This window comes from Streptomyces sp. BA2 (genome assembly GCF_009769735.1).
Taxonomy (GTDB): Bacteria; Actinomycetota; Actinomycetes; order Streptomycetales; family Streptomycetaceae; genus Streptomyces.
On the sequence record NZ_WSRO01000002.1, the window covers coordinates 4,320,357 to 4,347,201 of the forward strand.

Consider the following 26,845-nt stretch of genomic DNA (forward strand, 5'->3'; position numbering starts at 1 on the left):
TGACGCCCCGGGCCCGCCTCAGGCGAAGACGACCGTCCGGCGCCCGTTCAGCAGGATCCTGCGCTCGGCATGCCACTTCACGGCACGGGCCAGCGCCTGGCATTCGACGTCCCGGCCGATCGCGACCAGCTGGTTCGGCGTGACGTCGTGGCCGACCCGCTCGACCTCCTGCTCGATGATCGGCCCCTCGTCGAGGTCCGCCGTCACATAGTGCGCGGTGGCACCGATCAGCTTCACACCGCGCGCGTGCGCCTGGTGGTACGGCTTCGCGCCCTTGAAGCTCGGCAGGAAGGAGTGGTGGATGTTGATGATGCGGCCGCTGAGCTGCTTGCAGAGATCGTCCGACAGCACCTGCATATAGCGGGCGAGGACGACGAGCTCCACGTTCTCCGCGCGCACCAGCTCCAGGAACTGCGCCTCGGCCTGCGCCTTGTTGTCCTTCGTCACCGGGATGTGGTGGAAGGGGATGTCGTACGAGGCGACCAGCTCGGCGAAGTCCGTGTGGTTGGAGACGACCGCCGCGATCTCGACCGGCAGCGCGCCGATCCGCGAGCGGAACAGCAGGTCGTTCAGGCAGTGCCCGAACTTCGACACGAGAAGGACGACGCGCATCTTGTCGTCGGCGCGGTGCAGCTGCCAGTCCATGTGGAAGGAGTCACCGATCGCCGCGAAGCTCGCCCGCAGCTTCTCCACCGTCACCGGCGGCTCCGCGGAGAAGTGGACGCGCATGAAGAAGAGACCGGTGTCGTGGTCGCCGAACTGCTGGCTGTCCTCGATGTTGCAGCCGGTCATGAAGAGATAACTCGACACGGCGTGCACGATGCCCTGCTTGTCCGGGCAGGAGAGGGTGAGGACGTACTGCTCAGCGGGGGCGGGGACCTTCTCGTTCATGCGCCCAAGGTTCCCACAACCGGGGCACCCCAGGGGACCACGGCTGTTCCCCCCGGTCCTGCGACTAGCCCGCCGACCGGGTCATGATCCGCAGCACGTCAAGCGTCCGCGGCGGTACGTCCGGTTCCTCCCCGTCACTGACGGAGAGCCGCACATGTGCCTCCCGCGCCGCACGGACCGCCTCCGGCCACCCCGGGTGGTCCAGATAGGCGGAGACCAACGCGTCGGGCCCGACCTCGTGCATGATCCGCAGCACCCGCAGCACCGCCGCGTCGACCAGGGCCGCCTCCTCCGCGTCACGGAAGATCGTCCCGACGTACTTCTCGGCGGACCAGTTGTCGAGCCACGTGTCCTCGACGAGCCGGTACACGGCGTCGGTCACGTCCCCGTACTCCTCGCGCCCGGCGAGCCAGCACTCACGCTGGAACCCCGGGTCGGAGAGCATGTGCAGCGCCGAGCGCACGTTGCTGCGCCAGCGCCACCACGGCATGTCGTTCGTTGGCATGCCGCCCATGGTGCTTGAGCGACGGCCACGACGGGAAGAGTTCTCCGAACCTTGCACGGTCATCGATCGTACGTTCCCCCTTCGCGCAGCCGAACCGGCCCCTGCCATTCACCTTCTTGTCACCATGCGTTGAGAGCACGTCACTCCATGGTTGGCGCTGTGGCGGAATCGTGCATGACCATGCCCGTCTCGCGACGCACCGTGCTCCCCCGCCTCCCCCACCGCCGCCCCCGCCCCTCGAAACCCGCAGCGCTCACCGCGGCCGCCCTGGTCGTGGCGTGTGCGTCCCTGACCACCGCGTGCGGGGTCGTCCCTGGCTCCTCGGGGGGATCCAGGGAAGACCCCGTGACCGTCATGACCTGGGCCCCCGAGAAGACCAAGGCGACGAACAAGCCCGGCATCCCCGCGATGGCGCAGGCCTACGCGCGCTGGGTCAACGCGAACGGCGGCCTCGACGGCCGCAAGCTCAAGGTCATCACCTGCAACGACCACAACGACCCGGTGGGCGCCGCCGACTGCGCCCGCAAGGCGGTCGACATGGAGGTCGCGGCCGTCGTCGGCTCCTACAGCCAGCACGGCCGGTCCTTCCTCTCCCCCCTCGAAGTCGCCGGCATCCCCTACATCGGCGGATACGGCGTCACCGACGAGGAGTTCAGCAGCCCCCTGTCGTACCCCGTCAACGGCGGCGAACCGGCGCTCATGGCGGGCAACGGACGTCAGCTCGCCGCCCGCTGCGAGCGCGTCTCCCTCGTACGCCCCGACACGATCGCCGGCGACGACCTTCCCAAGCTCCTGGACGCGGGGCTCGCCGAGGGCCACGCCAGGTCCTCCGCCGACATACGGGCCCCCGAGGACGGCACCGACTTCACGGCTCAGGCCGAGCAGGCCCTGGAGCGCGCGGGAACGGGCGGCTGCGTGACGGCGGCGCTCGGCGAGCGCACGGACACGTTCTACGACTCCTACCGGCGCACCGAGGACGCGTACCCCACCGCGAAGATCTCCTCCGTGCTCGGCAGCGTCGACCAGTCCCTCGTCGACCGCACGGGCGGCGGCAACGGACCGTACGAAGGCGCCTACCTCACCGGCTGGTATCCGGCGGCCAGCGATCCCCGCTGGGACGACATGCGCGAGGTCATCCGCCAGCAGGCCTTCGGCGACAACCGGGTCGACCCGACGGACGCGGGCGTGCAGACGACGTGGATCGCCTACACCGTCCTGAAGCAGACCGTCGAGTCGCTCGACGGCGGCGAGGTCTCGTCGCGGACGCTGCGGCGGGCACTGGACGACGGGCTCAAGGTGGAGACCGGCGGGCTGACGCCCACCCTGAGCTGGCGCTTCAAGGACATGCTCGCGGCGAGCGACTTCCCGCGCCTGGTCAACGCCGACGTCACGTTCCAGATGGTGCGCGACGGGCGCCTGGTGCCGGCCCGCAAGGGGTTCGTGAACGTCTCGAAGACCCTGGAGCAGGTGAGGTGACCCCGGCTCCAGGGCCCCCGCCAGTCCTCCTGAAGCCCCCCGCCAGTCCTAGAGCTGCGACTTGTCGCGCGTCGTGAGCCCGTACTGCTTGGCGATGGCGTTCCACAGCCCGGCCGCTTCCTGCTTGGCCGTGGTCGCCTCGCCGCTCGACTTGTTCCCTGCGACCGCCTGCGGCGTCGTGCGGGCGTGCCCCTTCTTGCAGCCCTTCTTGCCCGCGACCTGACCCGCCCACGCGGCGTAGTGGTTGTCGGCCGCTGCCGACGCCTTCCAGGCCTTGGTGAGAGAGGCCGTCAGCTGGGCGTTGGCCGGGAGCTTGTCCACGGAGAGCCCCGAGAGGCGCGTGACCAGGCCGTTGCGCTGCTTGGCCGCGTTGCGCAGATCGGTGGCCGACTGGGCGAGGTCGGTGCACTTTCCTACGTTGCGTACGGCGGCGATCACCGAGTCACGGCTGTTGTTGCTGTCGGCGAGGAGCTTGTCCAGGGCGACGGCCTGCTCCTTGGCGGGGTCGACGGACGGCGAGGGTTTCTCGTCGGCGGGCGCGGACTCGGAGACGGTCTGGGGAGTGTCCTTCTCCTCGTCACCGCCGCCGCTGAGGAGGGCGCCCGCTCCGACGCCGATCAGCGCTATGACGACACCGGCGGCCACGAAGATCGGCACCTTCGACCCGGTTCGGCCGCCACCGTGCGGCGCGGGAGCGGCGGCGGCTGCGGCTCGGCGCGATGCCCGGCCCCCGCCGTCGCCGTGGCCGTGCGCGGCGGGCTGCGGCGGCTCGAAGCGGGGCATCTGCTGCGTCGACGCGGGGCCTTCGGGCTCCGCCTGCTCGGTACGGAAGAGACTGTCGAACTCGGCGGGCGGCTGCCGGTCGCCCGGGGCGCCGGGCCGTATCCCGAAGGGTGCCTTGCCGGGCTCCGCGGGCACGGGGGCGATGAACTGCGTGGGCTCGTTGTCCGAACCGGCCGCCGGGGGCATGGGCGCACCCGGCATGGGCGCGCGCCCCAGGAACTGCGTGGCCTCCCCCGCGGGCGCCTCGGGCGGCAGGGCGCCGGGGGCTACGGGGGGTATGTACTGCGTGGCGCCTTCGTCGACGCCGGGTCCGGCCCCGGCTCCGGCGCCGGCGCCGGGAGTCGCGGGTATGTACTGCGTGGCATCCGCGTCACCCGCGGCGGCGGGCGGCAGCGGTGCGAGGCCTCCCGCGACAGGCGGCAGGGGCGCGCCCGCACCGGAGCCACCGGCGGGAAGCTGCCCGGCCTGGGCGGCGGGCGGAAGCGGCTGTCCCGCCTGGGGAAGCGACTGGCCGGGCCGGCCGGGGTACGAGGCATCGGCGGGCTGCCCGGCGTGGGCCCCGCCCGGCGCCTGTCTCGCGTGGGCGCCACTCGCGGGCTGCCCCGCGTGGGCCCCGCCCGAGCCCTGCCCCGCGTACGGCACATCGGTGGCGGGCTGACCCGCGTGCTGGCCGCCGGGAGCGTGGCTTGCGTGCTGACCGCCCTGGGGCTGGCCGCCCTGCGGCTGACCCGCGTACTGGCCGCCCTGGGGCTGCACGCCGTACGGCGCGCCCGTGCGCTGCGGCGCCCCGTAGGAGGCACCCTGCGCCTGATCCCCGTACGCGCCGGCAGGACCCTGAGCGCCGTAGGGCTGGCCTCCGTACGAAGCGTCGGCATGCGGGCCACCGTAAGAAGCGCCCTGCGTGTAGTCCTGCTGCTGTGCGTGCTGCTGCTGTGCCTGCTGCGCGCCCTCGGCGGGCATCGGGGTGCCCGCGCCGTACGACTGCTGCTGGTGCTGCTGGCCGGGCGCGGGGTCCCACGCCTGGCCCGAGCCGGGCGGCGGGTCCGCGGGGGCCGGGCCCCACGGCTGGCCCCAGGGGCTGCCGCCCGCGGGGGCCACGTGGTCGCCGGTGGTGCCGGGCATCAAGGGCTCGCTTCCGTCGGCAGGCAGCACGATGCCTTCGTGCGCGTGCCGGTCCGCGGGATGCGGATCGGAGGAAGCGGCGCCCTGCCCGCTCTGCTGCGTCACCGGGACTCCTACGAATGGGGGACCTACGGAACCGTCGGCTCACGCTACCGGGTCGCCACAGCCGTCTGCCACGCAGCTCAAACCTCCAGCACCGCATCAATCGCTGAAGTAACAAAAGCTCTCCGCGAAACGCTGATTACGTCACCAGGAAGGATCGGTCGCGTACGGGAGTTTGCCGTTCACGGTGCGGAAAGGGCGGGGACGGGCCACGTTCACGGGTGCGCGACACACCTCACAAACTCTTCACGCACCACGAACCCCTCACCCGCCCGATCCCGCGCTCCTTCACGCCGCCTGGATGTCCATCCGTGCCCCGAACTCCCTTACCACCGGCTCCTCCCGGTACGGGTCGAGCCGCTGCTGGAAGTCCTCCAGGTACTCGGCGCCGCGGTTCGACCGCAGCGTGCCGAGCAGTTCGACCGCCTTCAGGCCCGTGTGGCACGCCTGCTCGACCTCCCGGCGCTGCACCTGCGCCGTGGCGAGCAGGACCAGACCGATCGCCCGCCGCCGCGCCCGTGTCTCCGGATGCCCCGCGAGGGACTCCTCGGCACTGCGCGCCGCCGCGTCCGCCTGCCCCAAGTCACGGTGACAATGAGCCAGTTCATCGGCCAGATATGCGTGGTCGAAGTGCTTGATCCACACCGGGTCGTCGCCCGAGTCCGCTTCCCCTGACGCCCGGTCCATCGCCTCGACCGCACGGCCCGCGACGACCTGCGTGGAGCGCCCGTCCCCGAGCAGCGCGTGCCCCCTCGCCTCCGCGGCGTAGAACATGGCTTCCGCGCGCGGGGTGACCCGCCCGCGCGTCCCCTCCTGGGCCGCCCGCGCCAACTGCGCGATCTCCCGCGGGTTGCCGAGCTGGGCCGCGAGATGGCTCATGGACGCGGCGAGTACGTAACCGCCGTATCCCCGGTCGCCCGCCGCCTGCGCGAGCCGCAGCGCCTGGATGTAGTAGCGCTGGGCCAGGCCCGGCTGGCCCGTGTCCACCGCCATGTACCCGGCGAGCTCCGTCAACCGCGCGACGGCCGCGAACAGTTCGCGCCCCACCGCCTCGCGGTACGAACCGGCGAGCAGCCCCGACACCACACTGTTCAGGTAGTGCACGACGACCGGCCGCACATGCCCGCTGCCGTACTGGTGGTCCAGCTGCGTCAGCGCCTCCGTCATGGCCCGCACCGCCGCCACGTCACAGAGCCCGACCCGCGGCCCGGCCATCCGGCCGACCTGTGCGTCCGGGGACGAGATCAGCCAGTCGCGGCTCGGCTCGACGAGCGCGGACGCGGCGACGGAAGAGCCGGACAGGAAGTCCCGCCGTCCCACGTCGCTGCGCCACAGCTCGCAGACCTGCTCGATGGCGCCGAGCACGGTGGGCGAGAACTGCAGTCCGACGCCGGAGGCGAGGTTCTTGCCGTTCGCCATGCCGATCTCGTCGATCGTGACCGTCCGGCCCAGCTTGCGGCCAAGGGCCTCCGCGATGATGCCGGGCGCCCTGCCGCGCGGCTGCTGACCGCGCAGCCACCGGGCGACCGACGTCTTGTCGTAGCGCAGATCGAGACCGTGCTCCGCGCCGCACATGTTGACCCGGCGGGCCAGGCCCGCGTTCGAGCAACCCGCTTCCTGAATGAGTGCCTGCAGCCTTTCGTTGGGCTGCCGCGCGACGAGCGGCCTTGCGGCCATGGCGTACCCCCTGATGTGCACCGTGGTTCATCTGGACGAGGGGGCCGGAATCAGCCACCCCAGATGATCAATGCCCTTGGGACAAACGGAAGATGCACCACAAACGGACGATAAGTCAGCAACTGGGCATCTTCGGAGTGCCACAGCCTTGGCTACCCGCACATGGAACCCATTCCCCATGCGCGCCCCCGCCCGTGCACCCATGCGCCCCACATGCAGGATCGATGCTCCGCCCCCGCGCACGCGACAGCCGTAACCGTAGGTGTCGGGCGGAGTTGAGAAGTCCGTGGAAGAGACCATGGGAGTCACGTCAGCCGCGCACATTCCGAAGCAGCGCGGAGAATCCTTGCTGGACACGGCCGTGCGATACGCGGAAGAGCGCCACTGGGACGTGTTCCCCGGGACGTGGCTCGAGTCCGTCGAGGGGGCCGAAATCTGCTCGTGCGGTGACACGGCGTGCACGACACCCGGTTCGCACCCGGCGCGCGAGGACTGGGCCACGCAGGCGACGGGCAGCGCGACCGTCGCAAGGCGGCTCTGGTCCAAGCAGCCGAAGTCGTCGATCCTGCTGCCGACGGGCCGTACGTTCGACGCGATCGACGTGCCGGAGACAGCCGGTTTCCTCGCGCTCGCCCGCATGGAGCGGATGGAACTGACGCTCGGCCCCGTGACGTGCACACCCGACCGCAGGATGCAGTTCTTCGTCCTCCCCGGAGCCACGGCCAAGGTGCCTGACCTGGTACGCAAGTTGGGGTGGCCGCCGGCCGCGATCGACCTCCAGGCACTGGGCGAGGGCTCGTACGTCGCGGCGCCGCCCACGCGGTTCGGAGCTTCCGGCGCCGTGCAGTGGGCGTGCCGCCCCACGGCGGCGAACCGTTGGCTCCCCGACGCGGAGGAGATCATCTCGCCGCTGGCGTACGCGTGCGGGCGCGAGGCGCGGCGGTAGCGGGCACAGGGGGCGCAGACGCCGGACGGGCTGGATTTCCAGCCCGTCCGGCGTTTTGGCTTCCGACCGACGTATCGTGCGGAAACGGCGACGAAGGGCGGACACGGTGAGCGGAGAAGTACCGGCAGCGGTAAGGGTGCAGGGGCTGTGGAAGGCCTTCGGCCAGCAGATCGCCGTCGCCGGGATCGACCTCACCCTGCCCGCGGGCAAGTTCATCGGCCTCGTGGGCCCGAACGGCGCCGGAAAGACCACGACCCTGTCCATGGTGACCGGACTGCTGCGCCCCGACCGGGGCACGGTCGAAGTCGTCGGCCACGACGTATGGACCGACCCCGTCCAGGTCAAGGCCCGCATCGGCGTCCTCCCCGAAGGGCTGCGCCTCTTCGAGCGCCTCTCGGGACGCGAACTCCTCGCGTACACCGGCCGGCTGCGCGGGCTCCCCGGCGACGAGGTCGACAAGCGAGCCACCCAGCTCCTGGACGTACTGGACCTCGCGGGCGCCCAGCACAAACTGGTCGTCGACTACTCGACGGGCATGCGGAAGAAGATCGGTCTCGCCGCCGCCCTGCTCCACAACCCCGAAGTCCTCTTCCTCGATGAGCCCTTCGAGGGCGTCGACCCGGTCTCCGCGCAGACCATCCGCGGCGTCCTGGAGCGCTACACCGCATCCGGGGCGACGGTCGTCTTCTCGTCGCACGTCATGGAACTCGTCGAATCGCTCTGCGACTGGGTCGCCGTGATGGCGGCGGGCCGCATCCGCGCCCAGGGCACCCTCGCCGAGGTGCGCGGCGCCGCCCCCTCGCTCCAGCAGGCGTTCCTGGAACTGGTCGGCGCGAACGGCCGCGACACCGGCTCGCACCTCGACTGGCTGGGCGGCGGCGCCCGATGAGCACGGCGACCTCCCCCTCGGTCACCCCCGTCTTCGTACGGCTGAAGCTCTCCCTCCTGCGCAACGGCCTGCACCAGTCGACAGGACGCCGCGCCGCCTACATCGCGTCGGTCGTCGCTGCACTCCTCGTCGCCGCCCTCCAGCTCCTGGGCCTGATCGCCCTGCGCGGCAACGAACACGCCGCCACCGTCTCCGTCCTGCTCACCGCCGTACTCGCGCTCGGCTGGGCGGTGATGCCGCTGTTCTTCCCCAGCGGCGACGAGACCCTCGACCCCACCCGCCTGGTGATGCTGCCGCTGCGTCCCCGGCCGCTGGTGCGCGCGCTCCTCGTCGCCTCCCTGGTCGGCATCGGCCCGCTCTTCACCCTCTGCCTCGCGCTCGGCTCGGTCATCGCGCTCGCGCACGGCGCGGCGGCGGCCGTCACCGGCGTCCTCGCCATCGCCCTCACCCTGCTCATCTGCGTGGCCCTGGCGCGCACCGTCGCAGCCGCCAACATCCGCCTCCTGACCAGCCGCAAAGGACGCGACCTCGCGGTCCTGAGCGGCCTGGTCATCGCGGTCGGCGCGCAGGTCGTCAACTTCGGGGCGCAGCGGCTCGGTTCGTCGGGGCTCTCGCAGCTCGACCCGGCGGCGGACGTCGTGCGCTGGATCCCGCCCGCGTCGGCGATCGGCGCGGTCGGCTCGGTGAGCGGGGGCTCGTACGCGACGGGAATCACCCAACTCGTACTGAGCGCCGCGGCTCTCGCCGCCCTCCTCGCCCTCTGGCAGCGCAGCCTGACCCGCCTGATGACGACCCCGGACGGCTCGACGCTCGCGGCGGCGGAACCCACCAAGGCGCGCGCGACGCACGGCCTGGGGCGTCTGCTCCCCGGCGGACGCACCGGCACGGTCATGGAACGCAGCCTGCGCTACGTGTGGCGCGACCCGAAGACGAAGGCGGCCTGGGTGACGTCCCTGGCCATCGGGCTCATCGTGCCGCTCTTCAACGCACTCCAGGGGACCGGCTCGATCTACTTCGCGTGCTTCGCGGCCGGGATGCTCGGCGTCCTCATGTACAACCAGTTCGGCCAGGACACGTCGGCATTCTGGATGGTCGCGATGACGATCTCGTCGACGTACGACGCGTACGCGGAACTCCGCGCCCGCGCCCTGGCCCTCCTCGTGATCACCCTCCCGTACGCGACGCTGGTGACGGTCATCACGGCGGCCGTGCTCGGCGACTGGACCGGCCTCGCGGAGGCGCTGGGCCTCTCCTTCGCGCTGCTCGGCGCGATGCTGGCGACGGGCGCCTGGTCATCGGCGCGCTTCCCTTACTCCATCCCACAGGAGGGCTACAAGAACGTGGCCCCCGGGCAGGCGGGCCTGGCCTGGATCTCGATCTTCGGCGGGATGGTCGCGGCGGCACTGCTCTGCGCCCCGGTGCTCGCCTTCACCATCTGGCTGCACGTCTCGGGAGAGAGCTCCTGGTCGTGGGTGCTGCTGCCACTGGGCGGGGCGTACGGAGCGTTGATCACGTACGTGGGCCTGCGGCTCGCGGCGCCGAGGGTGGCGCGGCGGCTGCCTGAGATCCTGACGGCGGTCAGCAGGGGCTGAGGGGCCCCGGGCCACGGAGCTCTGGAACGCAGACGACCCGCGAGCCGTGGTCCCCGCCGTACGGAACGGCGGGAGGCCGGCCGGACTCACCGGCGGCTCGCGGGTCGGGTGACTGCTTGGGATTGGGCCGGCTGCACGCACATCACACGTGCTGGTCCGGCGCCGAAATCGAGTTGCGACGACGGGCCACTAGCCCGCAGTCACCTCACGCGTCCGGTTTCCATACATCTGCCGAACCACCTCCTCTCCGTGATGACTCACACCATAGGAACCGGGTCGGCTCGGCTCAACCGGTTTTTCGAGAAGGTGACGAGACGGGCTCCTGCCGGGTGCCGTAGGCGTATCCGTCGCCGCGTTGGAGCAGCCGCAGATTCCTGTACGAGACGTTGATCCGCCCCGTCGGCGTGGCCAGGCTGTGCTGTCCCCTGGCTCGTACAGAGATGCGTCCGTTCCAGGTGCCCGCCCACTTGCCGGTGGGCAGCGTGGCACGTACGAGATCCCCGGTGACGTACCCGAAATGCTCTTTGGTCCGGGCTCGTTGAAGCCGGGGAAAGCCGAAGCGGTCGGGGGTGGTGCGGGCGTAGGAGCCGCGTCCGGTTGCTTTGACGACCAGAACGCGTGCGGGCACTCGGACGATCTGTCCCCCGTTCTCGCGATCCAGCTCGCCGACGGCGAGGGCATCAGTGGTGTGGGTCTTGTCGAGTCCCATCGCGGTGCGGTTCCGTTGTGTGCGGAGGCCCTGCCAGGCGTGCACGGGTGGGCCTAGAGCACCCAGCCCTTCGATGAGCTGACGGCGCGTCGAGTTCATGACTGCCGCGTCACGCAGGGGTGGACGGTTCTGCGCACGAATCTCCGCGAGCCGTTCCGGCCGATCGGCGAGAAATACGTCGATGGGTTTGCTGCCCTTGGCCTGGTTGCAGGGGACACACGCAAGCACGAGGTTGGAGATCTTGCTGGAGCCGCCGCGGCTGCTGGGATGGATGTGGTCGATGTTGAGAGGGACACCCGTGACTCCGCAATAGGCGCAGACTCTGCCCCGGATCGCGAGCAGGAAGGCACGAGCGTCGGTTCCGGCGAGGGTGCCGTTCCGGTACTCGGCCCACTTGAGTTGCTTCCCCGCACTCATGGAGTGGGTGTCGAACGCGACGCTCTCCACGTGGATCTCCGTTACCGGCGCGTAGCGACAGAAGCGGTGAGCAAGGGAGATCGTTGTATCGACCCGGTGGCGCAGCGACGGGGCGAGCCATCCCTCCGGGCGGGTGCGGTTGTCGCTTCTCGGCGCTCGGTGACGGAGGTTCGCAGATCGTCGTCTTCGCCGGTACCCGGCGCGTTGTCCCATGCAGTGCCGGATCTGCTCACCGCGGTGCCGGAGCTCGGCCGCCATCAATCCCCGGCGCACGAGGACCGCGTCCCCGCGCTTTCCGGTCTCTGTCTTCTCGTCCGTGAGGGCGAAGCCGGTCCCTTGGGATCCGGGGTCGATGCGTAGCCGTACGCCGTCGATCTCCGATTCGGCGCGCGTGCGGTCCTTGAGCCGGATGGTGAAGGGGGCGTGCCGATGAACCACTGCACGCCCGGAGTTGAGCAGCTCGCGGGCACGGGCAGGGTGGCACGGCATCAACGGACGCCGGTCCTTGGCCAGTACGAACACTCTGCTCGCACCGACGCCCCCGGTGTACCCGGGAGGTGTGGAAGCGTCACCGCTCCCGTTCTCTGCCTCCTCCGCCGCCATAGCGGCCGATTCGGCGTGACGCCGACGGGGTCTGACGCGATGCCCGTCGGTCTCCCCTCGCCCATGTTCCCCGCCGGTGCCCCGCGCGGTGGCGGGGAGTCCGTGAGCCGTTTCGTCCTTGCTCCTGAGGGTGTCTGCTCTCACGGATTCCAGTGCGGGCTGCTGAGGAAGCACAGCCCGGCGGGTCTGCTCGCCTGCGGGAAACGTAGTCATCGAAGAGCGCCTTCCTTTGGCCTGGTGGTCTTGATGTGACCTGATGGCCTTGATGACTAGGGCTGATCACTCGGCCTACCCCTACGAGGGGGCAAGCTCCGACTTCGAGGCGAAGAGCGAGTGATCTCCCTTCGTGTGTCCGTTGCCGACGCTAGCGATCACGCGGGTCCGGGGGAGCTGGATCACTTGAGGTCAGCCATTTGTGCGAATCTTTGGACGTGCGTCTGATTCTGGGCACCGCGCCCGCCCCCCACATTTCGCGGGCAACGATTTCGTCCAACTTCTGGGAAGTACCTGTGGGCTGCGTCACGTTCGAGTTCAATGATCTGACGTGCGGTATACGCGGAACTCGCAGAACATGCAGCTCATGAGGACACGGCCTGCAGGGGGTGCCAGGTGAGTGCTTCCCGGCGTAGCGGAACCACCGACGAGCTGGGGCCTGAAGAGCCCGAGCCCGGTGGGGCCGAATTGCTCGCGGCATTGCTGGACGGGATGGACGCCGCCTTGTGCGCGTTCGACGCCGACGGGGTGGTGACGCACTGGAACCGTGAGGCCGAGCGGATCCTCGGGTGGTCGGCGGCGGAGGCCGTCGGGCGGCAGGGGTTCGCGGGGTGGGCGGTGCGGACTGCCGATGCCGAGGAGGTCGAGGCGCGGCTGATGTCCTCGATGGAGGGGCCTGGGCGGCAGGTGCACGAGTTCGCGCTCCTGACGAAGGACGGCGGGCGGGTGCTCGTGCGGACCCAGTCCGCCGCGGTGCGGGGCGGGGACGGGAAGCCTTCCGGGGTGTACTGCGCGTTCAGCGAGGTCCATGCGCAGATCGACCTGGAGCGTTCCATCGCGTTGAGCGAGGCGCTGTTCGATAGCGCGTCGTGGGGTGTGGTGCTCGTCGACGCGGACCTGCGTCCTGCTGTGGCGAACGAACATGCGGCGCGGTCGCTGGGGATGGGCCGTACGGCCTTGCTGGGGCGGCCCCTCGGGGAGTTGCTCGGGCAGGGCGTGGAGGAGCTGGAGAGCGCGCTGAGCCATGTGCTCGCCGAGGGGGCTCCGCCGGCGCCGGCGGAGATGTGGGTGTCCGTGCGGGCCACGGAGAGCGGTGAGCCGGAGCGGCGCTGCTGGCGCAGCGGCTTCCTTCGGCTCGCGTCGCCGCTGGCGGAGGAGCCGGTGCCGCTGGGGGTCGCGTGGCTCTTCCTGGACGTGACGGAGGCCAAGCAGACCGAGCAGGACGCGGCGCAACTGCGCTTCCGCTCACAGCAGTTGCACCGGGCCGCGCGGGCCGCGGGCGAGTGCGAGGACCCGATGGAGGCGGCGACGGTTCAGCTGGACTTCGCGCTTGCCGGTTTCGCCGACCACGCGTTGATCGATCTGGTGGCGGGTGAGGGGGATCCTCCGGTGCGGCTCGTGCGTGCCGCGGCCACGCCCGCGGGCGCTCCTGGCCCTTGCCTGCCGGTGGCCAAGGCGGGCCTGCCCGTCCGCTATCTGGAGGGGCATCCGGCCCCGCAGTGCGTGGACCGGGTGGGTTCCGTACGGGCCAGTGCCGGCACCGCGCCGCCCGAGCGTGCCCGGGAGTGGGCGGCGGCCAGGCAGTGGCCGGAGGACTCCGTCCACGCCCTGTGCACGGTGCTGCGTAGTCGGGGGCGGACGTTGGGGGTGGTGACGTTTCTCCGGGGGGCGAGTCGCACGCAGTTCGAGCGGGCGGACGCTACGTACGCGGAGAGCGTCTCGGCGAGGGTTGCGGCTTCGCTTGACCTGGCCCACGCACTGCGCCGCTGACGGCAGGGCTCCCGGCCGGGGGGCTTCCCTGCCGGGGGGCGGGTGTTCAGGGCCGCTGCTTCCCTGCGGGGGGGGGCGGGTGTTCAAGGCCGTCGCCTTCCCGACGGTGGGCGGGTGTTCAGGGCCGCCGCTGCGCGGCGGATCTTTCCCGCCCACCCACCCGATCACCCGGCGGTGCATCGAGTGGGTGATCGCCAGCTGCCGGGCAAACGGGTGGGCGGGGGGAAAATCCGCCGCGAAGCGGCGGGCTAGGTCCCGACCACCAGCCAGCCAAGCCCCAGCAGTCCAGCGCACCCGCCTAGCCGGCCGGCTAGGCCCCAGGGCCTGAAGAACACACGCCCAGCCAGCCAGACCCCAGGCGCCTGAAATCCACCCGCCCAGCGGGCTGGACCCCGGGGCCGGAATCCGCTCGCCCCCCCGGCTAAGCCGCGTGCAGCGCCAGTGTTGGGGAGAGGCGCGCCGCGCGTACCGCGGGGTACAAGCCCGCCACCGTTCCGATGACCAGCGTCGCTCCGAAGCCGCCGCTCACCGCCCACAGGGGCACCACCCAAGGGAGCCCGCCCGACACCGCGTACGCGCCCGTCGCCGCCGCGCCGAGGGCGATCCCCGCAAGGCCGCCGAGGCCGGACAGCATCAGGGACTCCGTCACGAACTGGATCCGGATCTGCCCCTTCGTCGCACCCATCGAGCGCCGCAGGCCAATCTCGTACCGTCTCTCCAGGACCGAGATGATCATGGTGTTGGCCACCCCCACTCCTCCCACCAGCAAGGCGATCCCGCCCAGGCCAAGGAGCAGCGTCGAGAACGCACCCTCCGTCGCCGCCTTCGCCTGCAAGGCCGATGACGGGTCGGTGACCTGGACGTTGCGCGGGTTCTCCGGGTCGATCGACGCGGCGAGCAGGCTCCGGACCTCGCGCACCGAGGCGTCGGCCGACCGCTCGTACACCGACGTCGGACGGCCGTCGAAGCCGAGCTCGCTCTTCGCCGCGTCCCAGCCCACGAGGGCCGAGCGCTCCACGTCGGGGGACAGGGGCAGCGGGTCGAGGATGCCTACGACCGTGAAGTAGCGGTCGTCCAGCCATACTTGCTGGCCGGGTTGAGTGATTCCGAGGCGTTCCGCCGCGACGTGGCCGAGGACGATCGACGGGTAGCGGCTGTTCGCCGCGTTGAACCACGTACCGCTCCCCATCTCGCCGCGCAGGACCTTCAGGAGGCCCTCGGTCGCCGCCTTGACGGAGATGCCGCCGGTCTCGTCCTCGGGGATCTTCTCGCTGCGCCGCACCGTGCGTTCGAGGTCGCCGGTCGCGCCGACGTCCTCCACGCCCTTCACGCGCGAGACCCGGCCCGCCGCGTCACGCGGGAGCACCACCTTCTCACCGGAGAACAGAGGCTCCCCAGGGGCGGCCACCAGCATGTTCGTACCCAACTCGCCCAACTCACGCATGAGTTGCGCCTTGCTGGAGGAGGAGATGCCTACCACCGCGATCATTGTCGCGATCCCGATGGCGATACCCAGCGCCGACAGCACGACCCGCACCGGACGGCTCCGAAGTCCCGCCGAGCCGACGTGCAGGACGTCCCTCGGCCCGAGCCGCGCCGCCTTCAGCCGGACATTCTTGACTCGCTTCGTGACTCGCCTCGTGACTCGCTTCGTACGGATCATCCCGCGAGCACCCCCTCACCGGTAGCCGCACGCACATCCGCCACCACCCGCCCGTCCCGGATCCGCACCTGCCGCGGCAGCCGCTCCGCGATCTCCGTGTCGTGCGTGATCACGGCGATGGTCGCGCCCTCCGCGTTGAGATCGTGCAGCAGCTCCATCACCGCCTCGCCGGATGCCGAGTCCAACGCCCCGGTCGGTTCGTCGGCCAGGAGCAGGTCCGGCGCTCCGACCACCGCGCGCGCGATGGCGACGCGCTGCTTCTGGCCGCCGGAGAGTTCGTGCGGGCGGTGCTTCATGCGGTCCGCGAGGCCGACCCGGTCGAGGGCGTCGGCGGCTCGCGCGCGGCGTTCCCCGCGCGAGAGGCCCGAGTACAGGAGCCCCTCCGCCACGTTGTCGCGCGCGCTGATCCCCGGTACGAGGTGGAACGCCTGGAACACGAAGCCTATGTGCCGTGCGCGCAGCGCGGACAGGCTGCGGTCGGCGAGCGTCGCGACGTCGTGTCCCGCGATCGCCACCGAGCCCTCCGAGGGGCGGTCGAGGGTGCCGATGATGTGCAGCAGCGTCGACTTGCCGGACCCGGAGGGGCCGACGATGGCGAGGAGTTCGCCCTCCTCGACCCTGAGGTCCACCCCGCGCAGGGCGGCGACTCCGCCGGGGTACTCCTTGGTGACTCCGCCCAACTCCACGACGGCGCTCATATCTTGGGCACCCCGACCTTCATGCCGTCCTTCAGACCGCCGCCGGTCACCTCGACCCGTCCCTGGCCGAACATGCCGAGCTCCACCTTCGCCTGGCGGGCGCGGCCGTGCTCGACGACCTGGACGCCGTAGCCGCCGCCGGGCAGCGCGAGGAGGGCGTTGACGGGGACGGAGAGGACGTCCTCGCGGGTCTCTCCTGTGAGGTTCACCGTGACCGGGGACTGGTCGAAGCCGTCGACCTTGCCGGGGTCGTCGAAGGAGATCGTCACCGGGATCTTGGGGGTCTTGTCGGCCGGGTCGTCGCCCGGCTTGGCGGTCTTGCCGACGGACGCGACCTTGCCCTTGACGGTCGAGCCGTCCGGCAGGTCCACGGTGACCTTGGTGCCCACCTTGGCGAGCTTTCCCTCGGCGACGTCGAGCTGGAAACGTACGACCCGCTCCGAACCGGTCGTGCTGAGCACCGGCTTGCCCGGCGCGACCTGGTCGCCGACGGCCGACTCGGTGGACTTCACGCGGACGCCGCCCGGCGAGAAGGCGATCTGGTCGGGGCCGACCCGCCCGGTCTGCTTGCGGTCGTGCGCCTTCTGCCACTGCTTGACGGCGGCTGCCGTCCCCGCCGTGTACTCGTCGTCGACGGCGAGCCCGACCCCGTACCCGAGGGCCAGGAGGTTCTCCTCCAGCTGCCGTACGTCGTTGCCCTCGTCGCCGGTCTTCAGCGTGCGGTACATGGGCTCGGTGCCGTACATGAGGCGCACCGGCACGCCGTTGACCTCGTACAGGCGCCCGTCACGCTTGATCGTCGAGCCGCTGCCCGCGGACCAGGTGAGCGTGCCGGTGGTGCCCGCGTTGACCTTGCTCTCCTTGGCGTAGCCGAGGGTGCCGTCGGTCTGGGTGCCGCTGCTGAGGTCGCCGCGTTCGACGGGGGCGGTGGCGGGCGGGAGTCCGGCGTCCTGGCGCACGGACCTGTCCTTGCCGTTGTCGGCGAGGGCGGTGACGGCGACGCCGCCGCCGGTGATGGCGAGCAGGGCCACGACGGTGGCGACGACGGCGGTGCGGCGCCTCACGCGACGATGTCCTTGCACGCCTTGGCGGCCTTCTCCATCTTCTTGGCCTCGGCGCCCTCGGGCATCTTCTGGGCTTCCATGGCGCCGCCGTCGAACTTCGGGTCGGGCATGTTGAAGCCGTTCTTGCGCATGCACCGGGCGTACTTGAGCATCTTGTCCTTGTCGGCCTGCGTGACCTTGCCGCCGCCCGCGCTGCCGCCCTTGCCGGTGTTACAGGCCTTCATGGCGGCTTCCATCTTTTCCTTGCTCATGTCGCCGCCGATGGTGATGCCGCGGGTGTCCTCGCCGGACTTGGGCTCGGACACCTTGAGGCCGTGCTTGCGCAGGCACTCGCGCTCCTTGAAGGCGGCGTCGGCCTGCTTGCCCTTGCCGCCGTCGGCCTTGTCCTGGCTGCTTTCGCCGCCGCCGGATGAGCAGGCTCCGGCGAACAGGGCGAGTGCGGCGAACCCCGATGCGATGGCAGTCGAGCGCGTACGAGTCCTCATGGCGGTCCTCATGGCTTCCCCTTCACTGGTCGCGTCGGCGCGGCAGCGCACCGACGCGCTCAGGCTGGCGGGAGGGGAGGTTTCGTTTCTCTCAACGGAGACGCTTACACCGACGAAAGGTGCACTTCAGGTACACAGGGCCGCATGCGCGTACTGCTGGTGGAGGACGAGGAATTCCTGGCCGAGATGATCGCCGACGGGCTGCGCCGCGACGCGCTCGCGGTCGACGTCGCGGCCGACGGCCTGACGGCGCTGCGCAAGCTCCAGCTCGGCGAGTACGACGTCGTCATCCTGGACCGGGACCTGCCGGGCCTGCACGGCGACGAGGTGTGCCGCAGGGTGGTGAGCCAGCGGCTGCTCACCCGCGTCCTGATGCTGACGGCGTCGGCCACCGTCCGGGACCGGGTCGCGGGCCTCGGCCTGGGCGCCGACGACTACCTGACGAAGCCCTTCGCGTACGACGAGCTCCTCGCCCGCGTCCTGGCGCTTGGCCGCCGCACGCGCCCCGCACTCCCGCCGGTCATCGAACGCGCGGGCCTGGTCCTGGACACGGCCCGCCGCCAGGCCAGCCGCGACGGCCGTCATCTGGCGCTCTCCCGCAAGGAGTTCGCGGTCCTTGAGGCGCTGCTACGGGCGGAGGGCGCGGTGGTCAGCGGCGACGACCTGATCGAACAGGTCTGGGAGGAGGACACCAGCTACCGCACGAACGCGGTCCGCGTCACCCTCTCCAAACTCCGCACCAAGCTGGGCGATCCCCCAGTGGTGGAGACGGTGCCGGGCGCGGGCTACCGGATCACGGGCTGGTCGGCGTGAGGCGCTTGGGCGGGACCGACACGCACCGCGGGACCGGCGGCGCCCGGACCTCGCCGAGCCGCACCACCCCGCGCAAGCTCCCCACACACGGAACCGACACGCACCACGGCCGCGACACGCACCACGACTGCAACGCGCCCCGCGGGACCGGCACAGACGGGATCAGCGCAGGCAAGAGCCGCGCACACAGGGCCAGCGCCGCCAGGACCACACCGAACCGCACCACCCCACGCAAGCCCCCCACACACAGACCCGACACGCACGACGGGGGCGACACGCACCGCGGGACCGACACGCACCACGCCCGCGACACGGCTCGGCTCCGCGCAGCCGCGTCTCCCACCGGCAGGCAGTCATGAGCAGGTCCCGTGCCGGCCGCCTCACCCTGCCCCGCGTCCGGATGATGCGCCGTCCAGCCATGCGCAGCGAACGCGCACGCCTCACCGCCCTCTACGGCGGCATGCTCCTCCTGGCGGGAGCGCTGCTCACGGGGCTCGTCTACTTCCTGGTGCGGCAGGGGCTCTACTCCTCGATCAGTACCGCCGTCACCACCGCCGTCCCCGCCCGCAGGCTGAGCCCGCCCTGGCGGATGCCGAGCCCTGACCCGTCCGCGTCGCCCGCCAGGCGGGTGATCCCCGACGGCGTGTCGGCCAACGACATCACGCAGGGCCTCGCCGTCACGAAGATCAGCGATGTCGCCGAACAGGCCGCCCTGAGCAGGCTGCTCACCGTCTCGGTCATCGTGCTGTTCGTGTACGCGGCGCTCTCCATCCTGCTCGCCTGGTGGATGGCGGGCCGCGTCCTGCACCCGGTGGCCGTGATCACCGGCACCGCGCGGCGCCTGTCCGGCGAGAATCTGCACGAGCGGATCGCGCTCGACGCCCCGCCCGGCGAGCTGAAGCAGCTGGCCGACACCTTCGACGAGATGCTCGGGCGGATAGAGCAACTGGTCAGCGCGCAGCAGCGGTTCGCCGCCAATGCCGCACACGAACTGCGCACCCCGCTCGCCGTGCAGCGGGCCGCCGCCGAGATCGGTCTCGCGGGTGAGCCCGACGCGCGGCAGGTGGCGCGGATCCGTACGAAACTCATCTCCGTCGCCGACGACAGCGAGCATCTGATCGAAGGGCTGCTGCTCCTGGCCACCTCGGAGCGGGGTCTTGAACGGCGCGAGCCCATCGCGCTCGACGTCATCGCCGACGCGGTGACGGAAGGGCTCGCGGGCAGGGCGGCCGAGCGGGACGTGACCGTGTCCGTGGACGCCGGGCCGCTGACGGTGCTCGGCGACGGGGTGCTGCTCGACCGCCTCGTGCACAACCTGGTGGCGAACGCCGTGGACTACAACGTCAAGGGCGGCCGGGTCGAGGTGCGCACCGGACCCGACGGTGTCGAGGTCACCAACACCGGCCCCGTCGTCCCGCCGGAGACCGTCCCGCACCTCTTCGAGCCCTTCCGGCGCCTTCGGGAACGTACGCACGCGCGCGGGGAGGGGGCGGGGCTCGGCCTGTCCATCGTCGCCGCGATCGCCCGCGCGCACGGCGCGGAGGCGACCGCGGAGGCGAACGGGGAGGGCGGGGGGCTCACTGTCCGAGTGTGTTTCCCACCGGACCGCTGAGCGCCCCTTCAGCGGCGCTCAGCGCCGGTAGAAGATCCGGTCTCCGTACTCCTGGAACACCCTGCCGTTCCAGTCATGGCCCCCGTCCACGTTCCCTGACCGAAGCAGCGGTGGCTGAATTCCCCGCCCCGCCAGAGCCTCGACGGCCGTCGCCATCATGGCCTGCATGATCGCGTTGGTGACCACGCTGGAGGCGGGGCCGAAAGGCGCGTCGACCGTGTCGAGGCTGAGCTCCGCGTCGCCGAGGGCGATCTTGGAGTCGATCACGACATCGCAGTGGTCCTTCAGGAAGGACCCGGAGACGTGCCGCGACTTCGTCTCCGTCGCGTACGCCACCGAAGTCACCCCGATGACCTTCAGGCCGAGCGCGCGGGCGTTCATCGCCATCTCCACGGGAAGAGAGTTGCGCCCGGAGAGCGAGATGATCACGAGTACGTCGCCGGGGCGGGCCGGCGACGAGTCGAGGACGGCGCCCGCGAGCCCGTCGACCCGCTCCAGGGCCGAGCCGAGGGTGGCGGGCATGACGTCGATGCCGACGACCCCGGGGACGGCCAGGAGGTTCATCAGGGCGAGGCCGCCCGCGCGGTAGACGACGTCCTGGGCGGCCAGCGAGGAGTGTCCGGCGCCGAAGGCGAAGAGCCTGCCGCCGGCCTCGACCGCGTCGGCGAGCAGCGTGCCCGCCGCGTCGATGTTCCCGCCCTCCTCGTCGCGCACCCGCCCGAGCAGCCCGATCGCGGCGTCGATGTACTGACCGGCCAGCTTGCTCTCGCTCTTCGAGCCCATGCGCCGAGGAACCTTTCCGGGTACGTATGTCCTGTACGTATGTCCTGTACGTATTTGCTGCAATGTCCTGCACGTGTTTCCCGTGTGCCGCGGATCACGTTGCGGTCTGGACCAGTGCCCTGTCAATACGGCCTGAGCACCCCGTCAAGACCGCCTGGACCGGGTTTTCCCCTGGCGCGACCCGGTTGTCAGCGGTATGCGTCAGACTTGAGGGCAGGGCCGGCCGCACGAGCGAAATCTGAGGGGCACCCATGTCGGGGCTTATTGACACCACTGAGATGTATTTGCGCACCATCCTCGAGCTGGAGGAGGAAGGTGTGGTCCCCATGCGCGCCCGGATCGCCGAGCGTCTCGACCAGAGCGGGCCGACGGTGAGCCAGACGGTCGCGCGCATGGAGCGCGACGGCCTGGTGGCCGTCGCGAGCGACCGCCATCTGGAGCTGACCGAGGAGGGCCGCAGGCTCGCGACGCGCGTGATGCGCAAGCACCGCCTGGCGGAGTGCCTCCTCGTCGACGTGATCGGCCTGGAGTGGGAGCAGGTCCACGCGGAGGCGTGTCGCTGGGAGCACGTGATGAGCGAGGCGGTGGAGCGCCGCGTCCTGGAGCTCCTGCGCCACCCCACCGAGTCTCCGTACGGCAACCCGATCCCGGGTCTGGAGGAGCTGGGCGAGAAGGACGGGGCCGACCCGTTCCTGGACGAGGGCATGGTCTCCCTGGTCGACCTCGACCCCGGCACGGAGGGCAAGACCGTCGTGGTGCGCCGCATCGGCGAACCGATCCAGACGGACGCGCAGCTGATGTACACGCTGCGGCGCGCGGGTGTGCAGCCCGGCTCCGTGGTGAGCGTGACGGAGTCCGCGGGCGGGGTGCTCGTGGGCAGCAGCGGTGAGGCCGCCGAGCTGGACGCGGAGGTCGCTTCGCACGTCTTCGTCGCCAAGCGCTGAGGCCCCGCCGGACCGCGGTTCGGCGGACCGGGGTTCAGCGAGCTCCGGGGCCTGTTACCGCGAGTTCGTGTCAACTAGCGGTAACGGCTGGGCAGTTGTGAAGACTCCGGGACCGAATGGGGTCCAAGATTCAGTGTGCGGAATCGCAGCGCCCGGACGTTTTGCGTGCAAGGCTGTCGCGAGAGGCATATGACCTGAGGGCTCTTGACCGGGTCGGCGCCGGTGTCTGGCCGCCACGGCCGTGGGAGGGGGCAGGAGAATGTGCCCGTCTGGTGAGCGGGAGCGCGTTCCTGTTCGGAGCGAGGGCCCCGGCGCCCTTGAGCGCCGGGGCCTGTCCTCCCCTGTTCTGACCCGGAGCCCCGAGCTCCCAGGGTCATCCCCCTCGGACCGATTTCCCCGAGCGGCCCGCCTCCCGATGAAGATCTCCCCTCGGCGGCGGCGACCAATCCTTGAGCGTGGTCACTCGAACGAGGGGTGTTGCCGGCGATCTGGCCGCTTTCGAAAAAGAGTTCGATAGCGTGCGGGGGTGCGTGACAGAACCAGGCGTTCAGCCCGAGATGATTCAAGGGGGGTGCCAGGAACCATGGTGCGGCGCATTGACGTGACGGGCGCGGGCGGCGTACGCCTCGCGGCCTGGGAGTTCGCCGATCCTCCCAAGTCCAGGGAGACCGACGGTCCGCCCGGCGGCGTGCTGTTACTGCACGGTCTGATGGGCCGCGCATCGCACTGGGCGGGCACCGCCCGCTGGCTCGCCGAGCGACATCGCGCTGTCGCACTCGACCAGCGCGCGCACGGGCAGAGCGAGAAGCCCCCCGAGGGCCCCTTCACCCGCGAGGCCTACGTGGACGACGCCGAGGCCGCGCTCGTCCAGCTCGGCCTCGCCCCCGCCGTCCTCATCGGCCACTCCATGGGCGCGCTCACCGCCTGGCAGCTCGCCGCGAAGCGCCCCGATCTCGTCCGCGCCCTGATCATCTGCGACATGCGGGCCTCCGCGCTCGGCGCCGCGTCGCAGCGCGAGTGGGAGGACTGGTTCAAGGCCTGGCCCGTGCCCTTCGCCACGCTCGCCGACGTACGGAAGTGGTTCGGCGAGGACGATCCCTGGGTCGAGCGGCCCAATCCATCGCGCGGCGAGTTCTTCGCCGAAGTGATGACCGAGGGCCCGGACGGCTGGCGCCCCGTCTTCGACCGCGACCAGATGCTGAAGTCCCGCGAGACCTGGGTGTACGACGCCCACTGGGAGGACCTGGCCCAGGTCCAGTGCCCCGCCCTGGTCGTCCGCGGCCTGGACGGCGAGCTGGGCCGTGCCGAGTCCCAGGAAATGGTCCGCGTGCTCCCCCGCGGGGCGTACGCGGAGGTGGCCGACGCCGGGCACCTCGTGCACTACGACCAGCCGGAGTCCTGGCGCGAGGCGATCCAGCCGTTCCTGGACGGGGTCCTGACGGGCTAGTCAGCGCGACGGACCCTCACGGGCCGAGGAGACTACGGGCCGAGGCGACTACGGGCTGAGGCGCTCGACCGTCCAGCCCGCAGCGGCCACGCCGCCGCCGGCGTCCTGCTCCGTCCGTACGTAGCGCAGGCGGTCGTGCAGGCGGTTCGCCCTGCCCTGCCAGAACTCCACGGTCTCCGGCACGACACGGAAGCCGCCCCAGTGCGGAGGCGCGGGCACCTGCTCGCCCTCCGGGTAACGCGCCTCCAGATCGGCGTACGCGCTGTCCAGTTCGTCGCGCGTGGCGATGACCGAGGACTGGGCGCTGGCCCAGGCGCCCAGCTGGGAGCCGTGCGGGCGGGTGCGGAAGTACGCCACCGTCTCCTCGCGGGCGACGCGCTCCGCCGTGCCCGTGACGATGACCTGGCGGGTCATCGGGTGCCAGGGGAAGAGCAGCGCGATGTTCGGGTTCGCGGCGAGTTCGCGGGCCTTGCGGGACTCGTAGTTGGTGAAGAAGACGAAGCCGCGCTCGTCGTATCCCTTCAGCAGGACCGTGCGTGAGCTGGGACGGCCCGCGGCGTCCACCGTCGAGACGACCATGGCGTTCGGCTCGTACAGCTTGCCCTCGCCGGCCGCGGCGAGCGCCTGCGTGAACCAGAGCGCGAACAGCTCGACGGGCGTGGCGGGCGCATCCGCCTCGACGAGTCCGTCGAAGCCGTAGTGGGCACGTATGGCTGCGGGATCGGACACGGGCGGGACGGGAGCGGCTGATGAGGAGGCTGATGCGGAAGCGGCGGCTCGATCGGTCACGCGGTCATCTTGCCGTATACGAAGGGAAGTCCGACGGGGTGTCGTGCACCACGGGGAGGTGACGTGTGGCACTGAGTGCCGCGTACCATCGCCAAGGGTGGCACCAAGGGATATCGTTCCGCTGCCGTATCGGTTGGGTGACCACCAGCCGCACGGGGCATCACCGGGATGACCGATCCGGACCGCGAGTCGAAAGCCGGCAGCCGTCAACGCACCGGCAGACCGCGGAACCAGACCGAAAATGCCCACTTCTGACACATGGTCACGAGCTGTCTGTCACCACCATCTGTCGTACACATCACGAGGAGCCGCCTGATGTCCGACTTCGTACCCGGACTTGAGGGAGTCATCGCGTTCGAGACGGAGATCGCCGAACCGGATAAGGAAGGCGGCGCGCTTCGCTATCGCGGCGTCGACATCGAGGATCTGGTCGGCCACGTCTCCTTCGGCAACGTCTGGGGCCTGCTCGTCGACGGCGCCTTCAACCCCGGCCTGCCGCCCGCCGAGCCGTTCCCGATCCCGGTGCACTCCGGCGACATCCGCGTCGACGTCCAGTCAGCGCTCGCGATGCTCGCCCCCGTGTGGGGCCTGAAGCCGCTCCTGGACATCAGCGAGCAGGAAGCCCGCGACGACCTGGCGCGCGCCGCCGTCATGGCCCTCTCCTACGTCGCCCAGTCCGCCCGCGGGCAGGGCCTGCCGATGGTGCCGCAGCGCGAGATCGACAAGGCCGACACGGTCGTCGAGCGCTTCATGAAGCGCTGGCGCGGCGAGCCCGACCCCAAACACGTCCAGGCCGTCGACGCGTACTGGACGTCGGCCGCCGAGCACGGCATGAACGCCTCCACGTTCACGGCCCGCGTCATCGCGTCGACGGGCGCGGACGTGGCGGCGGCGCTGAGCGGGGCCGTGGGCGCCATGTCCGGCCCCCTGCACGGGGGCGCGCCCTCTCGTGTCCTCGGCATGATCGAGGAGATCGAGCGGACGGGGGACGCGGTCGCGTACGTGAAGCAGGCGCTTGACAAGGGTGAGCGGCTGATGGGCTTCGGCCACCGCGTGTACCGGGCCGAGGACCCCCGCGCGCGGGTCCTGCGCCGTACGGCACGCGAGCTGGGCGCTCCTCGCTTCGAGGTGGCGGAGGCGCTGGAGAAGGCCGCGCTTGACGAGCTGCATGCTCGCCGTCCCGACCGCGTCCTCGCGACGAACGTCGAGTTCTGGGCGGCGATCGTCCTGGACTTCGCCGAGGTGCCGGCGCACATGTTCACGTCGATGTTCACCTGCGCGAGGACCGCGGGGTGGTCGGCGCACATCCTTGAGCAGAAGCGGACGGGGCGCCTTGTCCGGCCCTCGGCGCGATACATCGGCCCCGGGTCGCGGGACCCGCGCGAGGTCGTGGGGTACGGGGACATCGCGCGCTAGGGAAGCCTTGGCTGCCGTCATCACCGGCTCCGCCGAGTTCGTCCTCAAACGCCGGACGGGCTGATTCTCAGCCCGTCCGGCGGTCGGCTCAGCGCAGCGCCCCCTCCACCAGCCTCGCCCACTCCCCCACCACCCGATCCCGCCGCGCCCCGTCATCCGTCAGCAGGTTCGCGAGGCCGAGGCCCCGAGCCATGTCCAGGAGCCCCTGGACCGTCTCCCGCACTCCCGGCCGCGACTCATCCGCCCCCAGCAGCTGCACCGCTATCCGGTGCGTCTCGCGGCCCACCCGTGCCTCCAACTCCGTCACCCGGGAGCCGAGTTGAGGCTCGTTCGACGCCGCCACCCACAGATGCAGCGCCGCCCGGAACAGCGGGCCCGTGTAGAGATCGACCAGGGCGGCCACCACCGACGCCCGGTCCTGCGCCGGAAGCGCCCGCAGCGCGGTGGACCGCTGCTCGGCCACGTACTCCACCGCCGCCGTGAACAGGTCCTCCCGCGTCGGGAAGTGATGCTGGGCCGCGCCCCGCGAGACCCCGGCCCGCTCGGCGACCACGGAGACGGTGGACCCCGCCCAGCCGCTCTCGGCGAGGCACGCCACCGCGGCCTCGAGGAGCCGCTGCCGCGTCGCGCGGCTGCGGTCCTGCTTGGGCGAGCGATCGGCACGGTCAGCCGCGGTCACAGCACCCATGGGCACTCCCGTCGTTCGAGGAACGCCCCCATCCCCTCCCGCGCCTCCGCCGATGCGAAGAGCCGCGCGGACAGGGCGACGAGGGAGTCCGTGTGGTGGTCGAATGCGTCGAGCACCCTAGCCGTGAGCAGCTTCTTCGTCTCGGCCAGGGCCTGCGGCGCCGCTTTCCGCAGGCCCTCGACGAGGGGCTTGAGCTCCGCGTCCACGTCATCGCCCGCCACCGTCACAAGACCGATCCGCGCCGCCTCCGCCCCACCGAAACGCTCCCCGGTGAGGAAGTAGCGCGACGCCGCGCCCGGGTCGAGGCGGGCGAGCAGCGGTATGGAGATCACCGCGGGCGCCACCCCGATCCGTACCTCCGTCAGCGCGAACGACGCTTCCGGCCCCGCGCCGGCCATGTCGCACACCCCGAGAAGACCGAGCCCGCCCGCCCGCACATGCCCGTCCACGCGTGCCACCACCGGCTTCGGCAGCTCCACGATCTGCCGGAGCAGTCCCACGAAGACGGCCGGGTCCGGCGGCTCCCGCAGATCGGCGCCCGAGCAGAACGTCGAGCCGGTGTGCGTGAGGACGACCGCTCGTACGTCGGGGTCCTTGCCGCAGTCGTCGAGCGCATCCGCCAGTTCCCGCACAAGACCCGCCGAGAGCGCGTTGCGGTTGGCGGGGTTGTCCAGGGTGAGCGTGACGATGCCGCGCTGCGGGGATGAGCGGACAAGTCCCATGGGAACTCCCTCTGATCGAGACCTAC

General features: G+C 71.0%; 23 protein-coding genes. 10 read left to right on the plus strand and 13 right to left on the minus strand.

All coding sequences use genetic code 11. From position 1 onward, the window contains the following. Positions 1–18 precede the first annotated feature (18 nt). Positions 19–891 (minus strand): formyltetrahydrofolate deformylase, encoded by an 873-nt coding sequence (purU, locus tag E5671_RS21985; RefSeq protein ID WP_160505672.1) that lies wholly within the window; start codon positions 889–891, stop codon positions 19–21. 64 nt (positions 892–955) lie between these two features. Then, the gene (locus E5671_RS21990; protein WP_160505673.1) at positions 956–1,459 is read right to left on the minus strand and encodes an SCO4402 family protein; all 504 of its coding nucleotides are present in this window, start codon (positions 1,457–1,459) and stop codon (positions 956–958) included. 117 nt (positions 1,460–1,576) lie between these two features. On the opposite strand from E5671_RS21990, the gene E5671_RS21995 reads away from it, so the two are divergent. Continuing rightward, complete coding sequence (locus tag E5671_RS21995; protein ID WP_160510338.1) at positions 1,577–2,872, plus strand: ABC transporter substrate-binding protein; 1,296 nt, start codon at positions 1,577–1,579, stop codon at positions 2,870–2,872. A 48-nt stretch (positions 2,873–2,920) separates the two neighbouring features. Here the strand turns inward: E5671_RS21995 and E5671_RS22000 are convergent, their stop codons facing one another. Both E5671_RS22000 and E5671_RS22005 read right to left on the minus strand, forming a co-directional pair. Beyond that, on the minus strand, positions 2,921–4,882 hold the full coding sequence (locus E5671_RS22000) for a hypothetical protein (protein ID WP_160505674.1): 1,962 nt from the start codon (positions 4,880–4,882) through the stop codon (positions 2,921–2,923). A gap of 285 nt (positions 4,883–5,167) precedes the next feature. Next, positions 5,168–6,556: a transcriptional regulator gene (locus E5671_RS22005; protein ID WP_160505675.1), complete on the minus strand. Its 1,389-nt coding sequence runs from the start codon at positions 6,554–6,556 to the stop codon at positions 5,168–5,170. A 298-nt stretch (positions 6,557–6,854) separates the two neighbouring features. Here E5671_RS22005 and E5671_RS22010 point away from each other — a divergent pair, with 298 nt between their 5' ends. From E5671_RS22010 to E5671_RS22020, 3 genes are all read left to right on the plus strand, one after another. Then, a complete protein-coding gene (locus tag E5671_RS22010; RefSeq protein ID WP_160505676.1) occupies positions 6,855–7,502 on the plus strand; it encodes a bifunctional DNA primase/polymerase in 648 nt (215 codons plus the stop codon). 106 nt (positions 7,503–7,608) lie between these two features. Next, complete coding sequence (locus E5671_RS22015; RefSeq protein WP_160505677.1) at positions 7,609–8,391, plus strand: ATP-binding cassette domain-containing protein; 783 nt, start codon at positions 7,609–7,611, stop codon at positions 8,389–8,391. Further along, complete coding sequence (locus E5671_RS22020) at positions 8,388–9,983, plus strand: transporter (protein WP_160505678.1); 1,596 nt, start codon at positions 8,388–8,390, stop codon at positions 9,981–9,983. The genes E5671_RS22015 and E5671_RS22020 overlap by 4 nt, the downstream gene beginning before the upstream one ends. Before the next feature lie 286 nt (positions 9,984–10,269). Here the strand turns inward: E5671_RS22020 and iscB are convergent, their stop codons facing one another. Beyond that, a complete protein-coding gene (gene iscB / locus E5671_RS22025; protein WP_272902833.1) occupies positions 10,270–11,712 on the minus strand; it encodes an RNA-guided endonuclease IscB in 1,443 nt (480 codons plus the stop codon). Positions 11,713–12,321: 609 nt separating this feature from the next. Between iscB and E5671_RS22030 the strand changes: the two genes are divergently transcribed. Beyond that, positions 12,322–13,695 (plus strand): PAS domain-containing protein, encoded by a 1,374-nt coding sequence (locus E5671_RS22030; protein ID WP_160505680.1) that lies wholly within the window; start codon positions 12,322–12,324, stop codon positions 13,693–13,695. Between the two features lie 421 nt (positions 13,696–14,116). Here E5671_RS22030 and E5671_RS22035 read toward each other — a convergent pair whose 3' ends face one another. From E5671_RS22035 to E5671_RS22050, 4 genes are read right to left on the minus strand one after another with little or no spacing between them, the layout of a single operon-like run. Then, positions 14,117–15,358 carry an ABC transporter permease gene (locus E5671_RS22035; RefSeq protein WP_160505681.1) on the minus strand — a complete coding sequence of 414 codons (1,242 nt, stop codon included), beginning with the start codon at positions 15,356–15,358 and terminating at the stop codon, positions 14,117–14,119. Beyond that, complete coding sequence (locus E5671_RS22040; protein WP_160505682.1) at positions 15,355–16,056, minus strand: ABC transporter ATP-binding protein; 702 nt, start codon at positions 16,054–16,056, stop codon at positions 15,355–15,357. Before E5671_RS22040 ends, E5671_RS22035 begins: the two co-directional genes overlap by 4 nt. Next, positions 16,053–17,120: a peptidoglycan-binding protein gene (locus tag E5671_RS22045; protein ID WP_336605814.1), complete on the minus strand. Its 1,068-nt coding sequence runs from the start codon at positions 17,118–17,120 to the stop codon at positions 16,053–16,055. The genes E5671_RS22040 and E5671_RS22045 overlap by 4 nt, the downstream gene beginning before the upstream one ends. Further along, complete coding sequence (locus E5671_RS22050) at positions 17,117–17,617, minus strand: hypothetical protein (protein ID WP_160505684.1); 501 nt, start codon at positions 17,615–17,617, stop codon at positions 17,117–17,119. Before E5671_RS22050 ends, E5671_RS22045 begins: the two co-directional genes overlap by 4 nt. 132 nt (positions 17,618–17,749) lie before the next feature. Between E5671_RS22050 and E5671_RS22055 the strand changes: the two genes are divergently transcribed. Both E5671_RS22055 and E5671_RS22060 read left to right on the plus strand, forming a co-directional pair. After that, a complete protein-coding gene (locus E5671_RS22055) occupies positions 17,750–18,418 on the plus strand; it encodes a response regulator transcription factor (protein ID WP_160505685.1) in 669 nt (222 codons plus the stop codon). 418 nt (positions 18,419–18,836) lie between these two features. Beyond that, on the plus strand, positions 18,837–20,030 hold the full coding sequence (locus tag E5671_RS22060; protein WP_160510339.1) for a sensor histidine kinase: 1,194 nt from the start codon (positions 18,837–18,839) through the stop codon (positions 20,028–20,030). A gap of 18 nt (positions 20,031–20,048) precedes the next feature. Here the strand turns inward: E5671_RS22060 and E5671_RS22065 are convergent, their stop codons facing one another. Further along, complete coding sequence (locus tag E5671_RS22065; RefSeq protein WP_160505686.1) at positions 20,049–20,813, minus strand: SIS domain-containing protein; 765 nt, start codon at positions 20,811–20,813, stop codon at positions 20,049–20,051. Between the two features lie 251 nt (positions 20,814–21,064). Between E5671_RS22065 and E5671_RS22070 the strand changes: the two genes are divergently transcribed. Then, positions 21,065–21,757, plus strand: a complete 693-nt coding sequence (locus E5671_RS22070; protein WP_160505687.1) for a metal-dependent transcriptional regulator — start codon at positions 21,065–21,067, stop codon at positions 21,755–21,757. Positions 21,758–22,340: 583 nt separating this feature from the next. Continuing rightward, positions 22,341–23,204, plus strand: coding sequence for an alpha/beta fold hydrolase (locus E5671_RS22075; RefSeq protein WP_160505688.1), 864 nt, complete (start codon positions 22,341–22,343; stop codon positions 23,202–23,204). 48 nt (positions 23,205–23,252) lie between these two features. On the opposite strand, the gene pdxH is transcribed toward E5671_RS22075, so the two are convergent. After that, positions 23,253–24,011: a pyridoxamine 5'-phosphate oxidase gene (gene pdxH, locus E5671_RS22080; protein WP_160510340.1), complete on the minus strand. Its 759-nt coding sequence runs from the start codon at positions 24,009–24,011 to the stop codon at positions 23,253–23,255. Positions 24,012–24,308: 297 nt separating this feature from the next. Between pdxH and E5671_RS22085 the strand changes: the two genes are divergently transcribed. Beyond that, positions 24,309–25,409, plus strand: coding sequence for a citrate synthase 2 (locus tag E5671_RS22085; protein WP_160505689.1), 1,101 nt, complete (start codon positions 24,309–24,311; stop codon positions 25,407–25,409). Positions 25,410–25,497: 88 nt separating this feature from the next. Here the strand turns inward: E5671_RS22085 and E5671_RS22090 are convergent, their stop codons facing one another. Next, positions 25,498–26,097: a TetR/AcrR family transcriptional regulator gene (locus E5671_RS22090; protein WP_202121212.1), complete on the minus strand. Its 600-nt coding sequence runs from the start codon at positions 26,095–26,097 to the stop codon at positions 25,498–25,500. After that, complete coding sequence (locus tag E5671_RS22095; protein WP_160505690.1) at positions 26,085–26,819, minus strand: enoyl-CoA hydratase family protein; 735 nt, start codon at positions 26,817–26,819, stop codon at positions 26,085–26,087. Before E5671_RS22095 ends, E5671_RS22090 begins: the two co-directional genes overlap by 13 nt. Positions 26,820–26,845: the final 26 nt, after the last annotated feature.